Source organism: Achromobacter sp. Marseille-Q0513 (assembly GCF_018195695.1).
Taxonomy (GTDB): domain Bacteria; phylum Pseudomonadota; class Gammaproteobacteria; order Burkholderiales; family Burkholderiaceae_B; genus Achromobacter.
Window position 1 is genome coordinate 1 of sequence record NZ_JAGTJY010000010.1, and the last position, 17,789, is coordinate 17,789.

The following is a 17,789-nucleotide window of genomic DNA, read 5'->3' on the forward strand; positions in this document are numbered from 1 at the left end:
CGCCACGCGCAGCCAGTCCAGGTAGAACGCCGCCGGCATGCCGGTGAAACGCCAGTCGAAACCGGCGGCGCGGCGGGCTTCCAGGTTGAAGGGACCGCGCAGGCGCGGCGCGCCATGCAATTGCGCCAGTTCCGCGTAGCAGGCCACGGGGTCCCTGTCCTGCCGCGCGCACAGATGCTTGAACCAGCGGTTGCCGATCGCCACGTGGCCGATCTCGTCGGCCAGGATGATATCCAACACCGCCGCGCTCTCGGCATCGCCGACGCTGTTCAATTTGTCGCGGATCATGGGCGAGGCATCCAGCCCGCGCGCCTCCAGCGTGCGCGGCACCAGCGCCAGCCGCGCCAGCAGGTCGCCACGGGTGCGCTCGGCCATGTCCCACAGGCCGTTGTGCGCGGGGAAATCGCCATAGGCATGGCCCAGGCTGGCCAGGCGCTGGTTGAGCAGCTCGAAGTGGTAGGCCTCTTCGCGCGCCACGCGCAGCCAGTCCAGGTAGAACGCCGCCGGCATGCCGGTGAAACGCCAGATGATGTCCAGCGCCAGGTTGACCGCGTTGAATTCGATATGCGCCAGCGCGTGCAGCAGCGCGGCGCGTCCTTCGGGCGAGGCCGGCGAGCGATGCCGCAGTTGCTGCGGCGACACCAGCTCGGGGCGCGCCGGCCGGCCCGGCAATGCGCTGGACGGCTCCAGGCGGCATTCCGCATCGACGACGGACGCGTCGCCGATGGCGCGCACGGCGGCAATCTTGCCGGCCCAGTCAGCGACCGCCAGCGCGTGCAGGGCCTGGGCCCGCAGGCAGGCGGCGCCCGGCGGGTGGGTGTTGCTGTTCATATGCAGGATTCCGGTGGCGGACGGTCTCGGCGAGCCGTCCGCGGCTGTCTTGGCCGCCGCCCTCTCGTGGCGGCGGCGCGGTCTTGGGCCGCAACCTGGGAGACTTTATCATTGCCCCATGGATTCCTCGCCGCGCCTGACCATCGAAACCGACCTGTCCCGCATCGACGCCCGTCAATGGGACGCGCTGGCCGGCGACCAGCCCTTCCTGCGCCACGCCTTTCTGCGGGCGCTGCACGAGACCGGCTGCGCCTCGCCACGGACCGGCTGGTCGCCGCACTACCTGGCGCTGTGGCGCGGCGAGACGCTGGCCGGCGCCGTGCCGCTGTACCTGAAATCGCACTCGCGCGGCGAATACGTGTTCGACCATGCCTGGGCCGACGCCTTCGAGCGCCACGGCTTGCGCTACTACCCCAAGCTGCTGTCGGCCATTCCCTTCACGCCCGTGACCGGCCCCCGCTTGCTGGCCGCCGGCCCGGACGAGCGCGCCGCGCTGGCGCGCGCGCTGATCGCCTTCGCCGAGGAAATCGGCGTGTCCTCGCTGCACCTGCTGTTCCCGTGCGATACCGACATGCGCGCGCTGCGCGAGGCCGGCTTCCTGGTCCGCGAAAGCGTGCAGTTCCATTGGCGCAATGCCGGCCATGCCGATTTCGACGCCTTCCTGGCCTCGATGAGCCACGACAAGCGCAAGAAGATCCGGCAGGACCGCAAGAAGGTCGCCGCCGCCGGCCTGCGCCACCGCTGGCTGCGCGGCGACGCCATCGGCGCGGACGAACTGGATTTCTTCTATCAGTGCTACCGCGGCACCTACTTCCAGCACGGCAACCCGCCCTACCTGAGCGCGGACTTCTTCCGCCGCGCCCACCGCGACCAGCCCGACGCCTTCGTGCTGATCCTGGCCGAACGCGACGGCGCGCCCGTGGCGGCGGCGCTGAACCTGGCCGGCGGCGACGCGCTGTACGGACGTTACTGGGGCGCCACGGAATACGTGCCGGGCCTGCATTTCGAGACCTGCTACATGCAGGCCATCGCCTACTGCATCGCGCACGGCATCGCCCGCTTCGAAGGCGGCGCGCAAGGCGAACACAAGATGGCGCGCGGCCTGCTGCCCACCCCCACCTGGTCCGCCCACTGGGTCGCCGACCCGCGCTTCGCCGACGCGATCCAACGCTTCCTCGACGAAGAAACCACGGCGGTCGAGGGCTACCTGGACGAGTTGGAAGCGCATACGCCGTTCAAGCAGAACACGCCCGACAATGCAGATTAAAGATCCGCCCCACAACTATCCAACGAAGCCAACAAGCGTCGCATAGCGCAGGCCTCGCCCAAGCGGGGCCGCACGGAGCCGGCTTTGCCGGTCCGTAGCGGCGCCCCCTTGAGGGGGAAGCGCGCAGCGCTTCGGGGGTGGGCTACAGAAACCTATCCAGCAGCTTGCGGCTGTGCTTGTCCAGCGACATCAGGTCGCGGATCAGATAGAAGATGCCGTGGTTGTCGGCGATCAACAGCGTCTGCGCGTTCAGGCGGCGGATGTCTTCCTCGCCGCGCAGCGTGAAGGCCGTCTCGCCGCGGTCGGTCTCGACCTTCCAGACGGTGGGCGTGGCGAAGGCCGACACGCTCTTGAGCTTGCGGATCTCCGGCATGAACTCGCGGCTGGCGAGTTCCTCTTCCACCAGCGCCCGCGCGTCGGCGGGCAGATCCGACAGTTGATCGATCCAGAGCAGTTCGTGGCCGTCGGCGGTCACCAGCGACAGGCCCCTGCCCGGCTGGCTGATGGGAAAGGCGCGCACGGGCAGCACGCCTTCGTGCGTCTGGCCGTCGGCGCCCTGGAACACCAGGCGGCCGAAGGCATTGCGGCGCAATTGGAATGTGGGAAGCGTCATGGCTGGATTTCCGTTTCCGCGTCAGGCCACGGCGGCCATGTCGTCGCTGCCCGGCGACTGAGCGTCGGCCTCGGCCTGGCGGGCCTGCGCCTGGTAAAGGCGGTAGTACGCGCCTTCCTTGGCCATCAGTTCCTCGTGCGGCCCCTGCTCGACGATCTGGCCACGGTCCAGCACCACCAGCCGGTCGGCCTTGCGCAGCGTGCTCAGGCGGTGGGCGATGGCGATGGTGGTGCGTCCGCGCACCAGGTTGTCCAGCGCCTTCTGGATTTCCTTTTCGGTGGTGGTATCCACCGAAGACGTGGCTTCGTCCAGGATCAGGATGCGCGGATCGATCAGCAGCGCGCGCGCGATCGAGATGCGCTGGCGTTCGCCGCCGGACAGCGCCTGGCCGCGCTCGCCGACCAGCGAGTCGTAGCCATGCGGCAGCCGCAGGATGAATTCGTGCGCGTGCGCGGCGCGCGCGGCCGCGACGATTTCCTCGCGCGTGGCCTCCGGCTTGCCGTAGGCGATGTTCTCGGCGATGGTGCCGAAGAACAGGAACGGCTCCTGCAGCACCAGGCCGATATTGCGGCGGTACTCGGACACGCGCAGCGAGCGGATGTCGGCGCCGTCCACCATCACCGCGCCCTCGGACACGTCGTAGAAGCGGCAGATCAGGTTGATCAGCGTGCTCTTGCCCGAGCCGCTGTGGCCGACCAGGCCGATCATCTCGCCCGGCGCGATGTTCAGGTTCAGGCCGCGGATGACCTGGCGGTTGCCGTAGCGGAAACCCACCTCGCGCAATTCGATGCGGCCGTTGATCTGCGGCAGCTTGGCCGGATTCTGCGGTTCGGGCACGCTGGAAACATGGTCCAGGATGTCGAAGATGCGCTTGGCGCCGGCGGCGGCCTTCTGCGTCACCGACACGATCCGGCTCATGGAGTCCAGGCGCGTGTAGAAGCGGCCGATATAGGCCAGGAAGGCCGCCAGCACGCCCACCGTGATCTGCTTCTGCGAGACCTGCCAGATGCCGAAGATCCACACCACCAGCAGGCCGACTTCGGTCAGCAGCGTGACCGTGGGCGAGAACAGCGACCAGACCGTGTTGACGCGGTCGTTGACTTCCAGGTTGCGGTTGTTGGCTTCGCGGAAACGGGCGACCTCGCGCTTTTCCTGGGCGAAGGCCTTGACCACGCGGATGCCGGGAATGGTGTCGGCCAGCACGTTGGTGATTTCCGACCAGATGCGGTCGACCTTCTCGAAGCCATGGCGCAGCCGGTCGCGCACGGCGTGGATCATCCAGATGATGAAGGGCAGCGGCACCAGCGTCACCAGCGCCAGCCAGGGATTGATCGACACCAGGATGACCGCCGTCATGACGATCATCAGGATGTCATTGGCGAAGTCGAGCAGGTGCAGCGACAGGAACACGCAGATGCGGTCGGTCTCGCTGCCGATGCGCGAGATCAGGTCGCCGGTGCGCTTGCCGCCGAAATACTCCAGCGACAGCTTCTGCAGATGTTCGTAGGTGGTGGTGCGCAGGTCCGCGCCGATGCGCTCGCTGACCCAGGCCAGGATGAAGGTGCGGGCCCAGCCCAGGCCCCAGGCCAGGAAGGCCGACGCCAGCAGGCCGCCCAGATAGAGGCGGACCTTGTCGTAGTCGATGGGCGAGCCGTTCTGGAACGGGATCAGCACGTCGTCCATCAGCGGCATGGTCAGGTACGGCGGCACCAGCGCGGCGGCCGTGCCCAGCAGCGTCAGCAGGAAGCCGGACAGCAGCGCCAGCCGGTACGGCTTGGCGAAGCGCCACAGGCGCAGCAGCGCCCAGGTCGAGGACGGCGCCGCCTGCTCGCGATGGCAGATCGGGCATTCCTCGGCGTCTTCGGGAATCGGATTGTGACAGATGGTGCAGGCGCGATCGCCGTCATGCTGCGGCGGCTGGCCCGACAGGCGGATGGCCTGCTGCGCCTCGAATTGCGCCAGCAGGCGCAGCGCCGGCGGGTTGCAGGCCAGCGTGAAGCGCCAGATACCCAGGCGCGCGCTGTCGTCGTGCAGTTCCAGGACCGCCGCGCCGGCATGATCGGCCAGCGTCAGGGACAATTGGGGACCGTACGCCCAGGACTCCCAGCCGCTATCGTCGGCCTTGCGCGCCAAAAGGCGCTTGTCCGTGGCCGCGACCAGGCCAGGATGGAACTTCAGCCGCTGGTCCAGGTCTATTTCAACCCAGGCCAGCAGGGTTTCGCCATCGGTCAGTTCGGCGCGGATTTCATCCCGCCAGCGGGCAGGAAAGGCATCGGCAAGGCCTGAATGCAGGTTTGGTTTTTTCATTGGTACGCATACCGGGGCCCAGACACTGCCCTAGACACTGCCATGCAAGGTGGCAAAGCGGTTTTCGCCAGAGGGCTGAAAACGTGTCCTTTCCTTACAACAAATCGAGTTCCCGCCCTTGAAGGCGTCGTATAGTATCAGCCGATTTTTCTAATTAGGAATATCTCTGGGATCCCCCACTCGTTGGCATTATTCTTTAAGCGCAACCCCAATCAAATTCGCGGTCATATGCATAGGGGCTTCCGCGCGTGCCAACCTGCATCTCGAGCAAATTAAAACATGAAAAAGAAAGACATTGAATTTCTCGATGTCGTGGCTTTGCGCGGCCCGAACATTTGGACCTACCGTCCGGTCCTGGAAGCCTGGGTGGACATCGGCGAGCTGGAAGACTACCCGTCGAACACGATTCCCGGATTCTACGAACGCCTGACCGAATGGCTGCCGACCCTGATCGAGCACCGCTGCAGCCCGGGCGTGCGAGGCGGCTTCCTGATGCGACTGAAGGAAGGCACCTGGCCCGGCCACATTCTTGAACATGTCACCCTGGAACTGCAGAATCTCGCCGGCCTGCGCGGCGGTTTCGGCAAGGCCCGGGAAACCTCCACCCGCGGCGTCTACAAGGTCGTGGTGCGCGCCTGGCAGGAACAGGTCACCCGCGCCGCGCTGGAAGAAGCCCGCAACCTGGTCATGGCCGGCATCGAGGACCGCCCGTTCGACGTGCCCGCCGCCGTGGCGCGCCTGCGCACGCTGATCGACCGCCACTGCCTGGGCCCGAGCACGGCCTGCATCGTGGACGCGGCCGACGACCGCGACATCCCCTACATCCGCCTGTTCGAGGGCAACCTGGTGCAGTTCGGCTACGGCTCGCGCCAGCGCCGCATCTGGACCGCCGAGACCGATCGCACCAGCGCCATCGCCGAGGGCATCTCGCGCGACAAGGACCTGACCAAGGAACTGCTGTCCACCTGCGGCGTGCCGGTGCCGGAAGGCCGCCTGGTCGACAGCCCCGAGGACGCCTGGGACGCGGCCGAGGACATCGGCCTGCCGGTGGTGGTCAAGCCCTATGACGGCAACCATGGCCGCGGCGTCTTCACCAACCTGACCACGCGCGAGGAAGTGCTGTCGGCCTATGCCGTCGCGGTCGAGGAAGGCAGCGGCGTCATCGTCGAGCGCTTCGTGCTGGGCAACGAGCACCGCCTGCTGGTCGTGGGCAACCGCATGGTGGCCGCCGCCGCCGGCGAGCCGGCCTGGGTCACGGGCGACGGCAAGTCCTCCATCACCGAGCTGATCGACAATCAAATCAACCCCGACCCGCGCCGCGGCCGCACCGAGAACCATCCGCTCAACCCGGTGCGCCTGGATTCGGCCGCGCGCCTGGAAATCGCCCGCCAGGGCATGGACGCCGACAGCGTGCCCGCCGACGGCCAGCGCGTGCTGGTGCAGCGCAGCGGCAACGTAGCCTTCGACGTGACCGACAAGGTCCACCCCAGCGTCGCCGCGACCGTGACGCTGGCCGCCCGCATCGTCGGCCTGGACATCGCCGGCGTGGACCTGGTGGCCGAGGACATCTCGCGGCCGCTGGACGAGCAGCGCGGCGCCATCGTCGAAGTCAACGCCGGCCCCGGCCTGCTGATGCACCTGAAGCCGGCCGACGGCACGCCCCGCCCCGTGGGCCGGGCCATCGTCGACCACCTGTTCCCCGAAGGCGACGCCGGCCGCATCCCCATCGTCGGCGTCACCGGCACCAACGGCAAGACCGTGGTCGCGCGACTGATCGCGCGCCTGCTGTACCTGTCGGGCAAGCGCACCGGCCTGGCCTGCAGCGAGGGCCTGTACCTGGACCGCCGCCTGGTGCAAAAGGGCGACCGCGCCGACTTCGCCTCGGGCACGCGCATCCTGATGAACCGCAACGTCGACGCCGCCGTCATCGAGAACGACAGCAGCGTGATCCTGGGCCAGGGCCTGGCCTACGACCGCTGCCAGGTCGGCGTGGTCACCAACATCGATGACGCCGACCATCTCGGCGACTTCGACATCAATGACGCCGAACGCATGTTCAACGTCTTCCGCACGCAGGTGGACGTGGTGCTGCCCGGCGGCTACACGGTGCTGAACGCGCGCGATCCGCGCGTGGTCGAGATGGCCGAGCTGTCCGACGGTGCCGTGATCTTCTTCGGCATCGATCCCGCCCTGCCCGCCATCGCCGCCCATCTGCAGCAGGATGGCCGCGCCGTGTTCGTGCGCGACGGCGCCATCGTGCTGGCGCAGGGCAAGCGCGAGGAACGCCTGGCCGACGTGGCCGCGATCCCGCTGACCCACGGCGGGCGCGTGGCCTTCCAGGTCGAGAACGTGCTGGCCGCCGTCGGCGCGGCCTGGGCGCTGGACATCCCGGTGGAGCTGATCCGCGCCGGCATCGAGACCTTCGACATCGACCAGGCCGACGCGCCCTGGCAGTTCACGGTGTTCGAGCGCGGCGGCAGCACGGTCGTGGTCGACGACGCGCACAACGCCTCGGCGCTGCGCCCGCTGATCGCCGCCATCGACCAGTTCCCCGCCACCGCGCGCAGCGCCGTCTATTCGGCCGGCGCGGACCGCCGCGACGCCGACCTGATCGAACAGGGCAAGCTGCTGGGCGATGCCTTCGACCGCGTGGTGCTGTACGACGACGCCACCGTGCGCAGCAAGCGTCCCGACGGCCAGGCGCGCGCGCTGCTGCGCCAGGGCCTGGCGCAAGGCAGCCGCGTCAAGCACATCCAGGACGAGCCCGACCACGGCAAGGCCATCGCCGGCGCGCTGGACGCCATCGCCGCCGGCGACTTCGTCCTGCTCCAATCCGACGAGGCCTTCTCCGGCCCCACCATCGATCTGGTCCGCCGCTGGATCCAGCAACACTGACACTATCCCGGCGCGTCCCGATCGGGGCGCGCCTGAGCCAGACAGACAGGAATACCTGCCATGGAAGTTTCCCGCATCCGAGCGCTGCGCGGCCCCAATCTGTGGAGCAAGAACACGGCGATCGAGGCCATCGTGTCCTGCGCCGACGCCGAGTGCTCCATCGACAACCTCCCCGACTTCGAGGCGCGGCTGCGCGCCCGCCTGCCGCAGACCGGCCTGCTGCGCCCCGAGGGCCACCAGGGCGCCGTGTCCATCGCCCACGTGCTGCAGATCGTCTCGCTGACGATGCAAGCCCACGCCGGCTGCCCGGTCACGTTCGGCCGCACCGCGACCACGATCGAACCGGGCGTGTTCCAGGTGGTGGTGGAGTACAGCGAGGAAGAAGTCGGCCGCCTGGCGATGGATCTCGCCCAGCAGCTGGTGCGCGCCGCGCTGGACGACACGCCCTTCGATCTGCCCGACGCGCTCAAACGCCTGCGCGAGCTGGACGAGGACGTGCGCCTGGGCCCGAGCACCGGCTCCATCGTCAACGCCGCCACCGCGCGCGGCATTCCCTACCGCCGCCTGACGCAGGGCAGCATGGTGCAGTTCGGCTGGGGCAGCAAGCAGCGCCGCATCCAGGCCGCCGAGACCGACCTGACCAGCGCCATCTCCGAATCGATCGCGCAGGACAAGGACCTGACCAAGATGCTGCTGGACGCCGCCGGCGTGCCGGTGCCGCTGGGCCGCTCGGTCACCACCGCCGAAGAAGCCTGGGAAGCCGCCCAGGAACTGGGCGGCCCGGTCGTGGTCAAGCCGCGCGACGGCAGCCAGGGCCGCGGCGTGGCCGTGAACATCGAAACGCGCGAGCGGGTGATCCAGGCCTTCGAAGTCGCCGAGGAAATCAGCTCGGAAGTCATCGTCGAGCGCTACATCCCCGGCCATGACTTCCGCCTGCTGGTGGTGGGCGGCAATCTGGTCGCGGCCTCGCGCCGCGATCCGCCGCAGGTCACCGGCGACGGCCGCCACACCATCCGCCAGCTGGTCGAGCAGGTCAACGCCGACCCGTTGCGCGGCGACGGCCACGCCACCTCGCTGACCAAGATCCGCTTCGACGACATCGCCCTGGCCACGCTGAAGAAGCAGGGCTACGACGCCGATTCCGTGCCGCCCCCGGGCACGCTGATCTTCCTGCGCAACAACGCCAACCTGAGCACCGGCGGCTCGGCCACCGACGTGACCGACGAGGTCCATCCCGAAATGGCCGCGCGCGCCGTGTCGGCCGCCCGAATGATCGGCCTGGACATCTGCGGCGTGGACATCGTCGCCGAGAGCGTGCTGTATCCGCTGGAGGAACAGCACGGCGGCGTGGTGGAAGTCAACGCCGCGCCCGGCCTGCGCATGCACCTGAATCCGTCCTTCGGCAAGGGCCGCAACGTGGGCGAGGCCATCATCGCCAACATGTACGCCGACGGCGAGGACGGCCGCATCCCGGTCGTGGCGGTGGCCGGCACCAACGGCAAGACCACCACCGTGCGCCTGACCGCGCATCTGCTGGGCGCCGCCGGCAACCGCGTCGGCATGACCAATTCCGACGGCGTGTACGTCGACAACCTGCGCATCGACACCGGCGACTGCAGCGGCCCGCGCAGCGCCCGCAGCGTGCTCATGCATCCCGACGTGGACGCGGCCGTGTTCGAGACCGCGCGCGGCGGCATCCTGCGCGAAGGCCTGGCGTTCGACCGCTGCAACGTGGCCATCGTCACCAACATCGGCATGGGCGACCACCTGGGCCTGGGCTACATCAGCACGGTCGAGGACCTGGCCGTGGTCAAGCGCGTCATCGTCCAGCACGTGCATCCGTCGGGCATGGCGGTGCTGAACGCCGCCGATCCCATCGTCGCCGAGATGGCCGCCAGCTGCCCCGGCTCGATCACCTACTTCGCCGAGGACCGCAACCATCCCATCATGGCCACGCATCGCGCCCAGGGCCTGCGCGTGGTCTATCGCGACGGCGACAGCATCGTCGCGGCCCAAGGCGCGGAGGAAACCCGCTTCCCGCTGGCCGAGATCCCGCTCACCCGCAACGGCGCCATCGTCTTCCAGGTCGAGAACGCGATGGCCTCCATCGCCGCGGCCTGGGGGCTGAACCTGGACTGGAGCATCGTGCGCCGAGGACTGGCCAGCTTCGTCAACGACGCCCAGACCGCACCGGGCCGCTTCAATGTGTTCGACTATCGCGGCGCGACGGTCATCGCCGACTACGGCCACAACCCGGACGCCATCCTGGCGCTGGTGCGCGCCGTGGACGCCATGCCCGCCAAGCGGCGCTCGGTGGTGATCAGCGGCGCCGGCGACCGCCGCGACGAAGACATCCGCATGCAGACCGAGATCCTGGGCGAAGCCTTCGACGACGTGCTGCTGTACCAGGACCAGTGCCAGCGCGGCCGCGCCGACGGCGAAGTGGTGGCGCTGCTGCGTCAGGGTCTGGTCAACGCCACCCGCGCCAAGCAGGTCGACGAGATCTACGGCGAGTTCCTGGCCATCGACACGGCGCTGGCGCGCCTGCAGGCCGGTGATCTGTGCCTGATCCTGGTCGACCAGGTCGAGGAAGCGCTGGAGCACATCGCCAAGCGCATCCAGGAAGCCTGATTCCGGTCCAGGACCGGCGATAAGCGAACGGGGCGCTACATAGCGCCCCGTTCGCTTTTCATTGCTGCCCGGACCTAGCCGTGGGCGCGGACCACGTCCGCCTGCGCCTGGAAGCGGTCCGTGCCCGCGCAGCCCGCCGTCGCCAGGACGGCCAGCGCCAGCATCAGCACGGCGCAGATTCGTTTCGGCATGCTTGACTCCTTGCTCATTGCCGCCGACATCCGGCGGCATTCCCGACGAAGATACCAGCGCGCTCGTCCACCGCCAATCGCCGCAGATCCCGTTACCTGGCCCAATCAAAACGGGACAAGACGTTGCGCGAATGTAACTCCCGCCCTGCGCGCAGGCTTGCCATCACCCGGTCGGAAACCCGGGGATTTGTCCCCATCAACGTCGTTACATTTGCCCACAGCCAGGTTTGACAGGCTTTCCGGCCGGCACGTACGGTGGAGCCATGCTGATCAGCGTCCTACTCAACCGCGAACACAGCGCTTACGGCCATAAGCCGACATTCGCACACACGCAGAGAGGTCCCCATGAACAACGACATCATCGCTGGCAAGTGGAAGCAACTGACGGGCAAGGCCAAGGCCGCCTGGGGTGAACTCACCGACGACGAGCTGACCCGCAGCGAGGGCAACGCCGAACGCCTGGCGGGCCTGATCCAGGAACGCTATGGCAAGACCAAGGAACAGGCGCAGAAGGAAGTCCGCGACTTCTTCGACCAGAACCACTGAGCGCGCCTGATTCCGCCAATGACCACCGGGAGAAGCTGACATGCTGCACTACGCCGTGGTTTTCTTCGTGATCGCGATCATTGCCGCGATCCTGGGCTTCGGCGGCATCGCCGCCGGCGCCGTGGGCATCGCCAAGATCCTGTTCTTCGTCTTTCTCGTCCTGGCGCTGCTGTCCCTGCTGGGCGGCAGCTTCCGCAAAAAATAGCGGCGACAAGCCGTCATAGCCATCGCGTCCACGACGCGCCGAACCACCAACCAACCAGGAGCACCCTCTATGGAAATCCGCAAGCTGATCGCCGCCGCCGCACTGGGCACGGGCGCCGTCTTCACTTCCATGGCTTACGCCGCCGACGCCGACAACAAGCCCAAGCAGTCCGTGGGCGAGTACGCGTCCGACGCGACCGTGACCACCAAGGTCAAGGCCGCCTTCGTGGCCGACAAGCAGCTCAGCGCGTTGGACATCGCGGTTGAAACCAACAACGGCGTCGCCACCCTGACCGGCACGGTGGGCACCGCCGCCGAAGCCGACCACGCCGCCAAGGTCACCCGCGGCATCGAAGGCGTCAAGCAGGTGATGAACAACATCAAGGTGGATCCCGCCAAGAACAAGAAGTAGGCCGGACCTCATGCGCCTGAAGGCGCCCGTGCTGCGGCACGGGCGCCTTTTTTTGCGCGACCGGCGTCAGAGCGTGATGACGCCGCGCCCGATATCGAGCGCGCGGCCGCCCACCTGGATGCGGCCGTCGGCCGACACATCCAGCAGCAGGCGGCTGGGTCGGCCGATCTGCGCGCCCTGGCGCACCATGAGGCTGGCCGGCAAGGCGCGGCCCTGCGCCTGCAGCCAGCCGCCCAGGTTGGCGCAGGCCGAGCCGGTGGCCGCGTCCTCATCCACGCCGCCGCCCGCCTTGGCGAAGAAATAGCGCGCCTCGACCACCTGCCGGCCGGCTTCGACCGCGCCTTCGTCGAAAGCGAACAGATACGTGGTCTTGCGTCCCAGGCTGCTTTCCTGCCAACGGTCCAGTTGCGAGCTGTCCGGCAGGGCGCGACGCACCGCGTCCACGCTGCGCAGCGGCACCAGCAACTGGTCCGCGCCGGTATCAATCCAGATGGGATCGCCCAGCAGGTCATCCTCGTTCAGGCCGACCAGGCTGGCGATCTCGGCGCGGCCCAGCGCCGGCGCGGCCGTGCCGACGCCGTTCGGGCAAGGCGCGGTGAAGGTCCAGGCATCGCCCTGCGCCGTCACCGGCACCACGCCCGCCTTGAACTCCAGCGTCAGCGCGTCGCCCGTGCCCAGCAGGTCGCGCACCACCTGCGCGGTGCCCAGCGTGGGATGGCCGGCGAACTTCATTTCGTAGCCGGGCGTGAAGATGCGCACGCGCGCATCCGCCTGCTCGGACGGCAGGATGAAGGTGGTTTCGGACAGGTTGAACTGCGCGGCCAGCTGCAGCATGACGGCGTCGTCCAGGCCGCGCGCGTCCTCGAACACGCACAGCTGGTTGCCGCTGAAGGCGGAGTCGTTGGTGGCGAAGACGTTGAGCAGACGGAAGGCGTAGTCGGTCATGGCGGGCAGGCGCAAGAGTCTCTAGGTTGGGCCGCGGACGCGGCCGGGCCCAACACTTTATCCCAAAGCGCCGCCGCCTTCGCGGCCTGATTCACCAGATGGCGAAGAACAGCACCCAGGCCCAGCAGAACGGCGCCAGGCCGGCCGCCAGCACCAGCCACGCCAGCACCTTGCGCGGCACGCCGCCGGGCCTTGCGGCCAACAGCCGCGCGAACAGGCGCAGCGTCCACAGCACCGCCAGCGTCAGCAGCGTGAAGCGCACGGGCGCGGCCCAGGCCGCCTGCACGCCTTCGTGCTTGAGCAGGTTGACGGTGGTGGCCGACAGGCCCAGGAACACGCCAATGCCAGCGGACGGAATCAGGGCCTGCGCCAGCTTGTGCAGGCCGGGCCGGCCCCAGCGCGTGGCGGCCGCGCCGGGCACGGCCAGCGCCGGCGCGATGCGATCGGCGATCCACAGCGACAGGTAGGCCGCGCCGCCGACGCAGACCGTGGCGCCGATCACGAACATCAGGATGCCGGCGCCGTCCAGCCAGGAAAAGCTGTCGTTGACCTCGGGATAGTGCGTGAGGATGAACCAGGGCGCGTTGTCCAGCAGCGGCCACATGATGTCGTGCTCGACCAGCCAGGTCGCGGCCCATTGCTTGGCGCTCACATACCAGGGGCTGGCGCTCCACAGGAAGGCGCCGATGGCGATGCCCATCAGGCCGAAGCACAGCAGCGCGGTCTGCCAGGGTTCGCCGTCGGTGACGTGGACGATCTCGGCTTCCGGCGAGCGCGGCGTCAGTTCGATCGCGCCGCGATAGCCGCTGCAGCGGCCACAGACATGGCAGTCGCCCGCGCCCTTCATGTGGCGCAGGGGCACGAGCGGCGCACAGTTGATGGGTTCGATGCGGATCACCGGATGGCGCCACTTCTCTTCGTCGACCTTGAAGTGCCAGGGCGCGAGCTTGGCCAGCAGATTGAACACGCCGTTGACCGGGCACAGGTATTTGCACCAGACGCGCTTGTTGCGGCCGTACAGGTAGCCCACGATCATGGCGGCCACCGTGGAGCCGCCCAGCACCGCCAGCACCGCCAGCGGGTATTGGTAGACGCTGACCAGCTGGCCATAGACCGTGGTCAGCGCGAAAGCGACGAAGGGCCAGCCGCCCCAGCGCATCCATTTCGGGATGGCCTTGCCGCGCCCGCGCTCGCTGGCCCATTCGGTCAGCATGCCTTCCGGACAGAGCCAGCCGCACCAGGCGCGCCCGAGGATGGGCATGGACACCAGCACGAACGGCCACCACACGCCCCAGAACGCGAACTGCGCGACGATGGTCAGGTTGTTGACGACCGAGGCCGAATTGTCCGGCAGCGGCAGCACCGCCGGCACGATCAGGAGGAAAGCGTATAGCGCGACAATGCCCCACTGCAGCTTGCGCAACAGGGGGGCATGGTCACGGAGAAAATCGGCGATACGGGAGGTCGCCCTCCCGAGTGCTGCGGCCATATCTAAACCTTCATGTGTCTGTCATCCGCCGACGTTCCGGATCAGGGTGCGCTGCGGGCCGCCGACGGCGCCGGGGCGGGCTTGGCGCCGGCCCAGCGCAACAGCGCCCAGACCAGGATCCAGTACGCCACCCAGACGAGCACCGAGATCAGCGCCGGCATGGCGCGGTAGCCGGCGAAATCCGCCAGGATCTTGCCCAGGCCGGTGCTGTCGCTCAACAGAGCCGAAGTGTCCCAGATCGGATCGACGATGGCCGGCACCACGTCCAGCGAGATCAGCCGGTCGAGTCCGCCGACCAGCAGGGCGCCGGCCAGCAGCAGCAACAGGATCTCGGTGACGCGGAAAAAGCGGCGCCAGGTGATCAGCTTGCCGCCCAGCTGCAGCAGCCAGAAGGTCAGCAGCGCGGCGATGAAACCGCCCACGCCTGCCAGGGCCAGCTTGAACATGTCGCCGCCGCCCTCGCCCGCCGACACGGTGCCGTACAGGAAGACCACGGTCTCGCTGCCTTCGCGCGCCACGGCGATCGCCACCAGCAGGAACAGGCCCCACCAGTTGTCATTGGCCACGGAGGTGCGCGCGCCGCCCTCAAGCTCGCTCTTGAGCGTGCGGCCGTGCTTCTTCATCCAGATGACCATCTGCACCACCAGCGCGCAGGCGGCCAGCGACATGATGCCCTGGAACCATTCCTGGCCCTCGTCGCTGAGCCAGGACGAGATGCCCAGCAGCACCAGCGCCAGCGCCACGGCCAGCGCCGCGCCGGCGGCAACGCCGCCCCACAGGTAGGCCAGGCCGCGCTTGCCTTGCGGCGCGGCGCGCAGCCAGGTGTACAGGATGCCCACCACCAGCAGGGCTTCGACGCTTTCGCGCCAGACGATAAAGAGGACCTGTTCCATGTCTTGCTACCGGCTTATTCCTTGGGCTTGACCACCAAGGTGCCTTTCACGTTCTGGTGAAAGTCATCGAAAAACGGATACTCGCCGGGACGCGAGATCGTGATCACCACAAAGGATTTCACGCCCGGGCCCAGCACTTTTTCCTTGCGCAGCGGAATGCTCTCGAATTCCACCGGCTCGTTGCTCTCGTTGATGAGCTCGATCTTGAAGCGCCCTGCCGGGACTTCCAGCGTGGCCGGCTCGAACGTGCCGTTCGGCTTGAAGGTCAAGGTGAACGTGGGCAACTCGTCGGCCGCCGCCGGAGCGGCGGCGCCGATCAGGGCTGCCGCGATGACGCTGAGCAGGCGACGCACGATCAGTAGCCGCCCTTCTTGCCGGTGCCGGCATAGACGAATTCATATTCCAGGTCGATCGGCTCGAACCACGGGCCCACGCCCGTTTCCTTGTCGATGTGACGACCGAAGTGGCTCATCTTGTTCGCGGTCGGCGGCAGGATCGAGTACTTCAGCTTGTACTTGCCCGGACCTTCGAGCTTGATGTTCTCGCCATAGTGCGGGCCGTCGTTGGCGACCATGGGCATGAAGGTGCCCTTCTGCACGTTCTGGCTGCCGACCTTCTGGATCTCGTAGTTCACGACCAGGTAGGGCACCCACTCGCCTTCCGGAAAGCCGGTCTTGTTGTCGGCGGTGGCGTGGATGTCGGCTTCGAGGTGCACGTCGGAATCCTTGGCCGGACGCATCATGCCGGGAGGGTCCATTTCGATCGGCTGCAGATACACCGCGCCGATTTCCATGCCGCCCTTCTGCACCGGCTTGCCGATGGGGTATTCGGCCGCCTGCGCGGCAGACACGCTCAAACCGACAATGGCCAGCGCCAAGGCTTTCTTGATCATGTGCATATTCCTCGATACATGGATGAAACGATGGTTCTTAAAACATAAACAAGAACCGTTTTCATTAATGTAACCAAAGAATCTGACATCTCCCTGAACCGGAACCGCCGGAAACAGGCGAACGATTGCGCCGGATCAAGCCCGCAAAAAAGCCGGCGCACCGCGCCGGCTTCGTTCCCGGACCGCCGCGACGGCGGCCGGCCTTGCCTGCCTACTTGCGTCCGCCCTGATTCCCGCCCGGCGTGAACGGGAAGGTCGAGAACATGGCGCGGGTCTGGTCCTGCATCTGGTCCTGCATCTGCACGAACAGGTTCTTGCTCTGGTCGATGTAGTTGTTCATCATGTTCTGCAGCATGGGCGTCTGCACGTTCATGAACTGCGTCCAGGCCTCCGGACCGAACTGGCTGCCGTACAGGCCCTTGGACTGCTCGGCCATGCGCTGCTGGATTTCCATGAAGGCCTGGATGTTCTTCTCCAGGTAGGAACCCATGATGCCCTGCATCGCGTGGCCATAGAAGCGGATGATCTGCGACAGCATGTTCGACGAGAACATGGGCATGCCGCCGCTCTCTTCTTCCAGGATGATCTGCAGCAGGATGCTGCGGGTCAGGTCTTCGGAGCTCTTGGCGTCGACGACCTGGAATTCCTCGTTGGCCAGGACCAGTTGCTTGACATCGGCCAAGGTGATGTAGGTGCTGGTCCGGGTGTCGTACAGTCGACGGTTGGGATATTTTTTAATCAGGCGCAGGCTGGCGCCGGTTTGTGCTTGCGTCATGGTTGTCCCCGGATCGGGCGATCTCTCAGGCTTTGGATAGGGTCAAGTGTAATGCCGGGCGGCCCTCTCCCCGAAGCCGCCCGGCGCCAGGGCCGCCAGCCGGCGGCCCCACATGCGTCAGCCCATGTGCAGGCCGCCGTTGAGCGAGAAGTCCGCGCCCGTCGAAAAGCCGGATTCATCCGACGCCAGCCACGCCGTGATCGACGCGATTTCCTCCGGCGTGCCCAGGCGGCGCACCGGGATGGTGGCGACGATCTTCTCCAGCACGTCGGGACGGATCGCGCGGACCATGTCCGTGCCGATATAGCCCGGCGAGATCGTATTGACCGTCACGCCCTTGCTGGCGACTTCCTGCGCCAGCGCCATCGTGAAGCCGTGGATGCCGGCCTTGGCGGTGGAGTAGTTGGTCTGGCCGAACTGGCCCTTCTGGCCGTTCACCGAGCTGATGTTGATGACGCGGCCCCACTGCTTCTCGACCATGCCGTCGATGACCTGCTTGGTCACGTTGAACAGGCTGTTGAGGTTGGTGTCGATCACCGTGCGCCAGTCATCGGCGCTCATCTTGCGGAACAGGCCGTCGCGGGTGATGCCCGCGTTGTTGACCAGCACGTCCACCTGGCCGAGTTCGGCCGTGATCTTCTCGAAGGCCTTCACGGTGGAGTCCCAATCGGAGACGTTGCCCACCGAGGCATGGAACGTATAGCCTTGCGCGGCCTGTTCGTCCAGCCATTGCTGATAATTCCGGCTGGGGCCGCAACCCGCCACGACGCGAAAGCCTTCCTTGGCCAAGCGCTGGCAAATAGAGGTGCCGATTCCGCCCATCCCGCCTGTTACGTAAGCCAGTTTCCCGCTCATACTTCCTCCTGTGTGCGACGGACGATTCGTTTGATTGACTGCT

Annotated in this window: 16 protein-coding genes; 6 read left to right on the top strand and 10 right to left on the bottom strand. The window is 67.2% G+C overall.

What is annotated here, in order from left to right; genetic code table 11:
* On the bottom strand, window positions 1-831 hold an 831-nt coding region (locus KDH83_RS04075), incomplete at its 3' end, for a ferritin-like domain-containing protein (protein ID WP_212312933.1).
* A gap of 118 nt (window positions 832-949) precedes the next feature.
* On the opposite strand from KDH83_RS04075, the gene KDH83_RS04080 reads away from it, so the two are divergent.
* Window positions 950-2,098, top strand: a complete 1,149-nt coding sequence (locus KDH83_RS04080; RefSeq protein WP_212312936.1) for a GNAT family N-acetyltransferase — start codon at window positions 950-952, stop codon at window positions 2,096-2,098.
* Between the two features lie 142 nt (window positions 2,099-2,240).
* On the opposite strand, the gene KDH83_RS04085 is transcribed toward KDH83_RS04080, so the two are convergent.
* On the bottom strand, window positions 2,241-2,711 hold the full coding sequence (locus tag KDH83_RS04085) for a DUF1854 domain-containing protein (protein WP_212312938.1): 471 nt from the start codon (window positions 2,709-2,711) through the stop codon (window positions 2,241-2,243).
* 21 nt (window positions 2,712-2,732) lie between these two features.
* Complete coding sequence (locus KDH83_RS04090; protein WP_212312940.1) at window positions 2,733-5,018, bottom strand: ABC transporter transmembrane domain-containing protein; 2,286 nt, start codon at window positions 5,016-5,018, stop codon at window positions 2,733-2,735.
* Between the two features lie 279 nt (window positions 5,019-5,297).
* Here KDH83_RS04090 and cphA (KDH83_RS04095) point away from each other — a divergent pair, with 279 nt between their 5' ends.
* The 5 genes from cphA (KDH83_RS04095) to KDH83_RS04115 all read left to right on the top strand — a co-directional run bounded on the left by cphA (KDH83_RS04095) (window position 5,298) and on the right by KDH83_RS04115 (window position 11,897).
* Window positions 5,298-7,913: a cyanophycin synthetase gene (cphA, locus tag KDH83_RS04095; RefSeq protein WP_212312942.1), complete on the top strand. Its 2,616-nt coding sequence runs from the start codon at window positions 5,298-5,300 to the stop codon at window positions 7,911-7,913.
* A gap of 60 nt (window positions 7,914-7,973) precedes the next feature.
* A complete protein-coding gene (gene cphA / locus KDH83_RS04100) occupies window positions 7,974-10,544 on the top strand; it encodes a cyanophycin synthetase (RefSeq protein WP_212312944.1) in 2,571 nt (856 codons plus the stop codon).
* A 536-nt stretch (window positions 10,545-11,080) separates the two neighbouring features.
* Window positions 11,081-11,281, top strand: a complete 201-nt coding sequence (locus KDH83_RS04105; RefSeq protein ID WP_212312946.1) for a CsbD family protein — start codon at window positions 11,081-11,083, stop codon at window positions 11,279-11,281.
* 40 nt (window positions 11,282-11,321) lie between these two features.
* On the top strand, window positions 11,322-11,486 hold the full coding sequence (locus KDH83_RS04110; RefSeq protein ID WP_212312948.1) for a DUF1328 domain-containing protein: 165 nt from the start codon (window positions 11,322-11,324) through the stop codon (window positions 11,484-11,486).
* A 69-nt stretch (window positions 11,487-11,555) separates the two neighbouring features.
* A complete protein-coding gene (locus KDH83_RS04115) occupies window positions 11,556-11,897 on the top strand; it encodes a BON domain-containing protein (RefSeq protein WP_103273254.1) in 342 nt (113 codons plus the stop codon).
* A 66-nt stretch (window positions 11,898-11,963) separates the two neighbouring features.
* On the opposite strand, the gene KDH83_RS04120 is transcribed toward KDH83_RS04115, so the two are convergent.
* From KDH83_RS04120 to phbB, 7 genes are all read right to left on the bottom strand, one after another.
* The gene (locus KDH83_RS04120) at window positions 11,964-12,842 is read right to left on the bottom strand and encodes a PhzF family phenazine biosynthesis protein (RefSeq protein ID WP_212313006.1); all 879 of its coding nucleotides are present in this window, start codon (window positions 12,840-12,842) and stop codon (window positions 11,964-11,966) included.
* A gap of 91 nt (window positions 12,843-12,933) precedes the next feature.
* Window positions 12,934-14,331: a 4Fe-4S binding protein gene (locus KDH83_RS04125; RefSeq protein ID WP_212312951.1), complete on the bottom strand. Its 1,398-nt coding sequence runs from the start codon at window positions 14,329-14,331 to the stop codon at window positions 12,934-12,936.
* Between the two features lie 41 nt (window positions 14,332-14,372).
* The gene (locus KDH83_RS04130; RefSeq protein WP_212312953.1) at window positions 14,373-15,224 is read right to left on the bottom strand and encodes an FTR1 family protein; all 852 of its coding nucleotides are present in this window, start codon (window positions 15,222-15,224) and stop codon (window positions 14,373-14,375) included.
* Window positions 15,225-15,238: 14 nt separating this feature from the next.
* Entirely contained in the window at window positions 15,239-15,568 is a 330-nt protein-coding gene (locus KDH83_RS04135) for a cupredoxin domain-containing protein (RefSeq protein WP_233772855.1), read from the bottom strand.
* Window positions 15,569-15,579: 11 nt separating this feature from the next.
* On the bottom strand, window positions 15,580-16,116 hold the full coding sequence (locus KDH83_RS04140) for an iron transporter (protein ID WP_212312955.1): 537 nt from the start codon (window positions 16,114-16,116) through the stop codon (window positions 15,580-15,582).
* Window positions 16,117-16,327: 211 nt separating this feature from the next.
* Window positions 16,328-16,891, bottom strand: a complete 564-nt coding sequence (gene phaR / locus KDH83_RS04145; protein WP_212312957.1) for a polyhydroxyalkanoate synthesis repressor PhaR — start codon at window positions 16,889-16,891, stop codon at window positions 16,328-16,330.
* Window positions 16,892-17,008: 117 nt separating this feature from the next.
* The gene (phbB, locus tag KDH83_RS04150; RefSeq protein WP_212312960.1) at window positions 17,009-17,746 is read right to left on the bottom strand and encodes an acetoacetyl-CoA reductase; all 738 of its coding nucleotides are present in this window, start codon (window positions 17,744-17,746) and stop codon (window positions 17,009-17,011) included.
* Window positions 17,747-17,789 lie beyond the last annotated feature (43 nt).

Excerpts from the sequence above, each read along its gene's own strand:
- KDH83_RS04080 (WP_212312936.1), top strand. The coding sequence starts at position 950 with ATGGATTCCTCGCCGCGCCTGACCATCGAAACCGACCTGTCCCGCATC.
- KDH83_RS04085 (WP_212312938.1), bottom strand. The coding sequence starts at position 2,711 with ATGACGCTTCCCACATTCCAATTGCGCCGCAATGCCTTCGGCCGCCTG.
- KDH83_RS04090 (WP_212312940.1), bottom strand. The coding sequence starts at position 5,018 with ATGAAAAAACCAAACCTGCATTCAGGCCTTGCCGATGCCTTTCCTGCC.
- cphA (WP_212312942.1), top strand. The coding sequence starts at position 5,298 with ATGAAAAAGAAAGACATTGAATTTCTCGATGTCGTGGCTTTGCGCGGC.
- cphA (WP_212312944.1), top strand. The coding sequence starts at position 7,974 with ATGGAAGTTTCCCGCATCCGAGCGCTGCGCGGCCCCAATCTGTGGAGC.
- KDH83_RS04105 (WP_212312946.1), top strand. The coding sequence starts at position 11,081 with ATGAACAACGACATCATCGCTGGCAAGTGGAAGCAACTGACGGGCAAG.
- KDH83_RS04110 (WP_212312948.1), top strand. The coding sequence starts at position 11,322 with ATGCTGCACTACGCCGTGGTTTTCTTCGTGATCGCGATCATTGCCGCG.
- KDH83_RS04115 (WP_103273254.1), top strand. The coding sequence starts at position 11,556 with ATGGAAATCCGCAAGCTGATCGCCGCCGCCGCACTGGGCACGGGCGCC.
- KDH83_RS04120 (WP_212313006.1), bottom strand. The coding sequence starts at position 12,842 with ATGACCGACTACGCCTTCCGTCTGCTCAACGTCTTCGCCACCAACGAC.
- KDH83_RS04125 (WP_212312951.1), bottom strand. The coding sequence starts at position 14,331 with ATGGCCGCAGCACTCGGGAGGGCGACCTCCCGTATCGCCGATTTTCTC.
- KDH83_RS04130 (WP_212312953.1), bottom strand. The coding sequence starts at position 15,224 with ATGGAACAGGTCCTCTTTATCGTCTGGCGCGAAAGCGTCGAAGCCCTG.
- KDH83_RS04140 (WP_212312955.1), bottom strand. The coding sequence starts at position 16,116 with ATGATCAAGAAAGCCTTGGCGCTGGCCATTGTCGGTTTGAGCGTGTCT.
- phaR (WP_212312957.1), bottom strand. The coding sequence starts at position 16,891 with ATGACGCAAGCACAAACCGGCGCCAGCCTGCGCCTGATTAAAAAATAT.
- phbB (WP_212312960.1), bottom strand. The coding sequence starts at position 17,746 with ATGAGCGGGAAACTGGCTTACGTAACAGGCGGGATGGGCGGAATCGGC.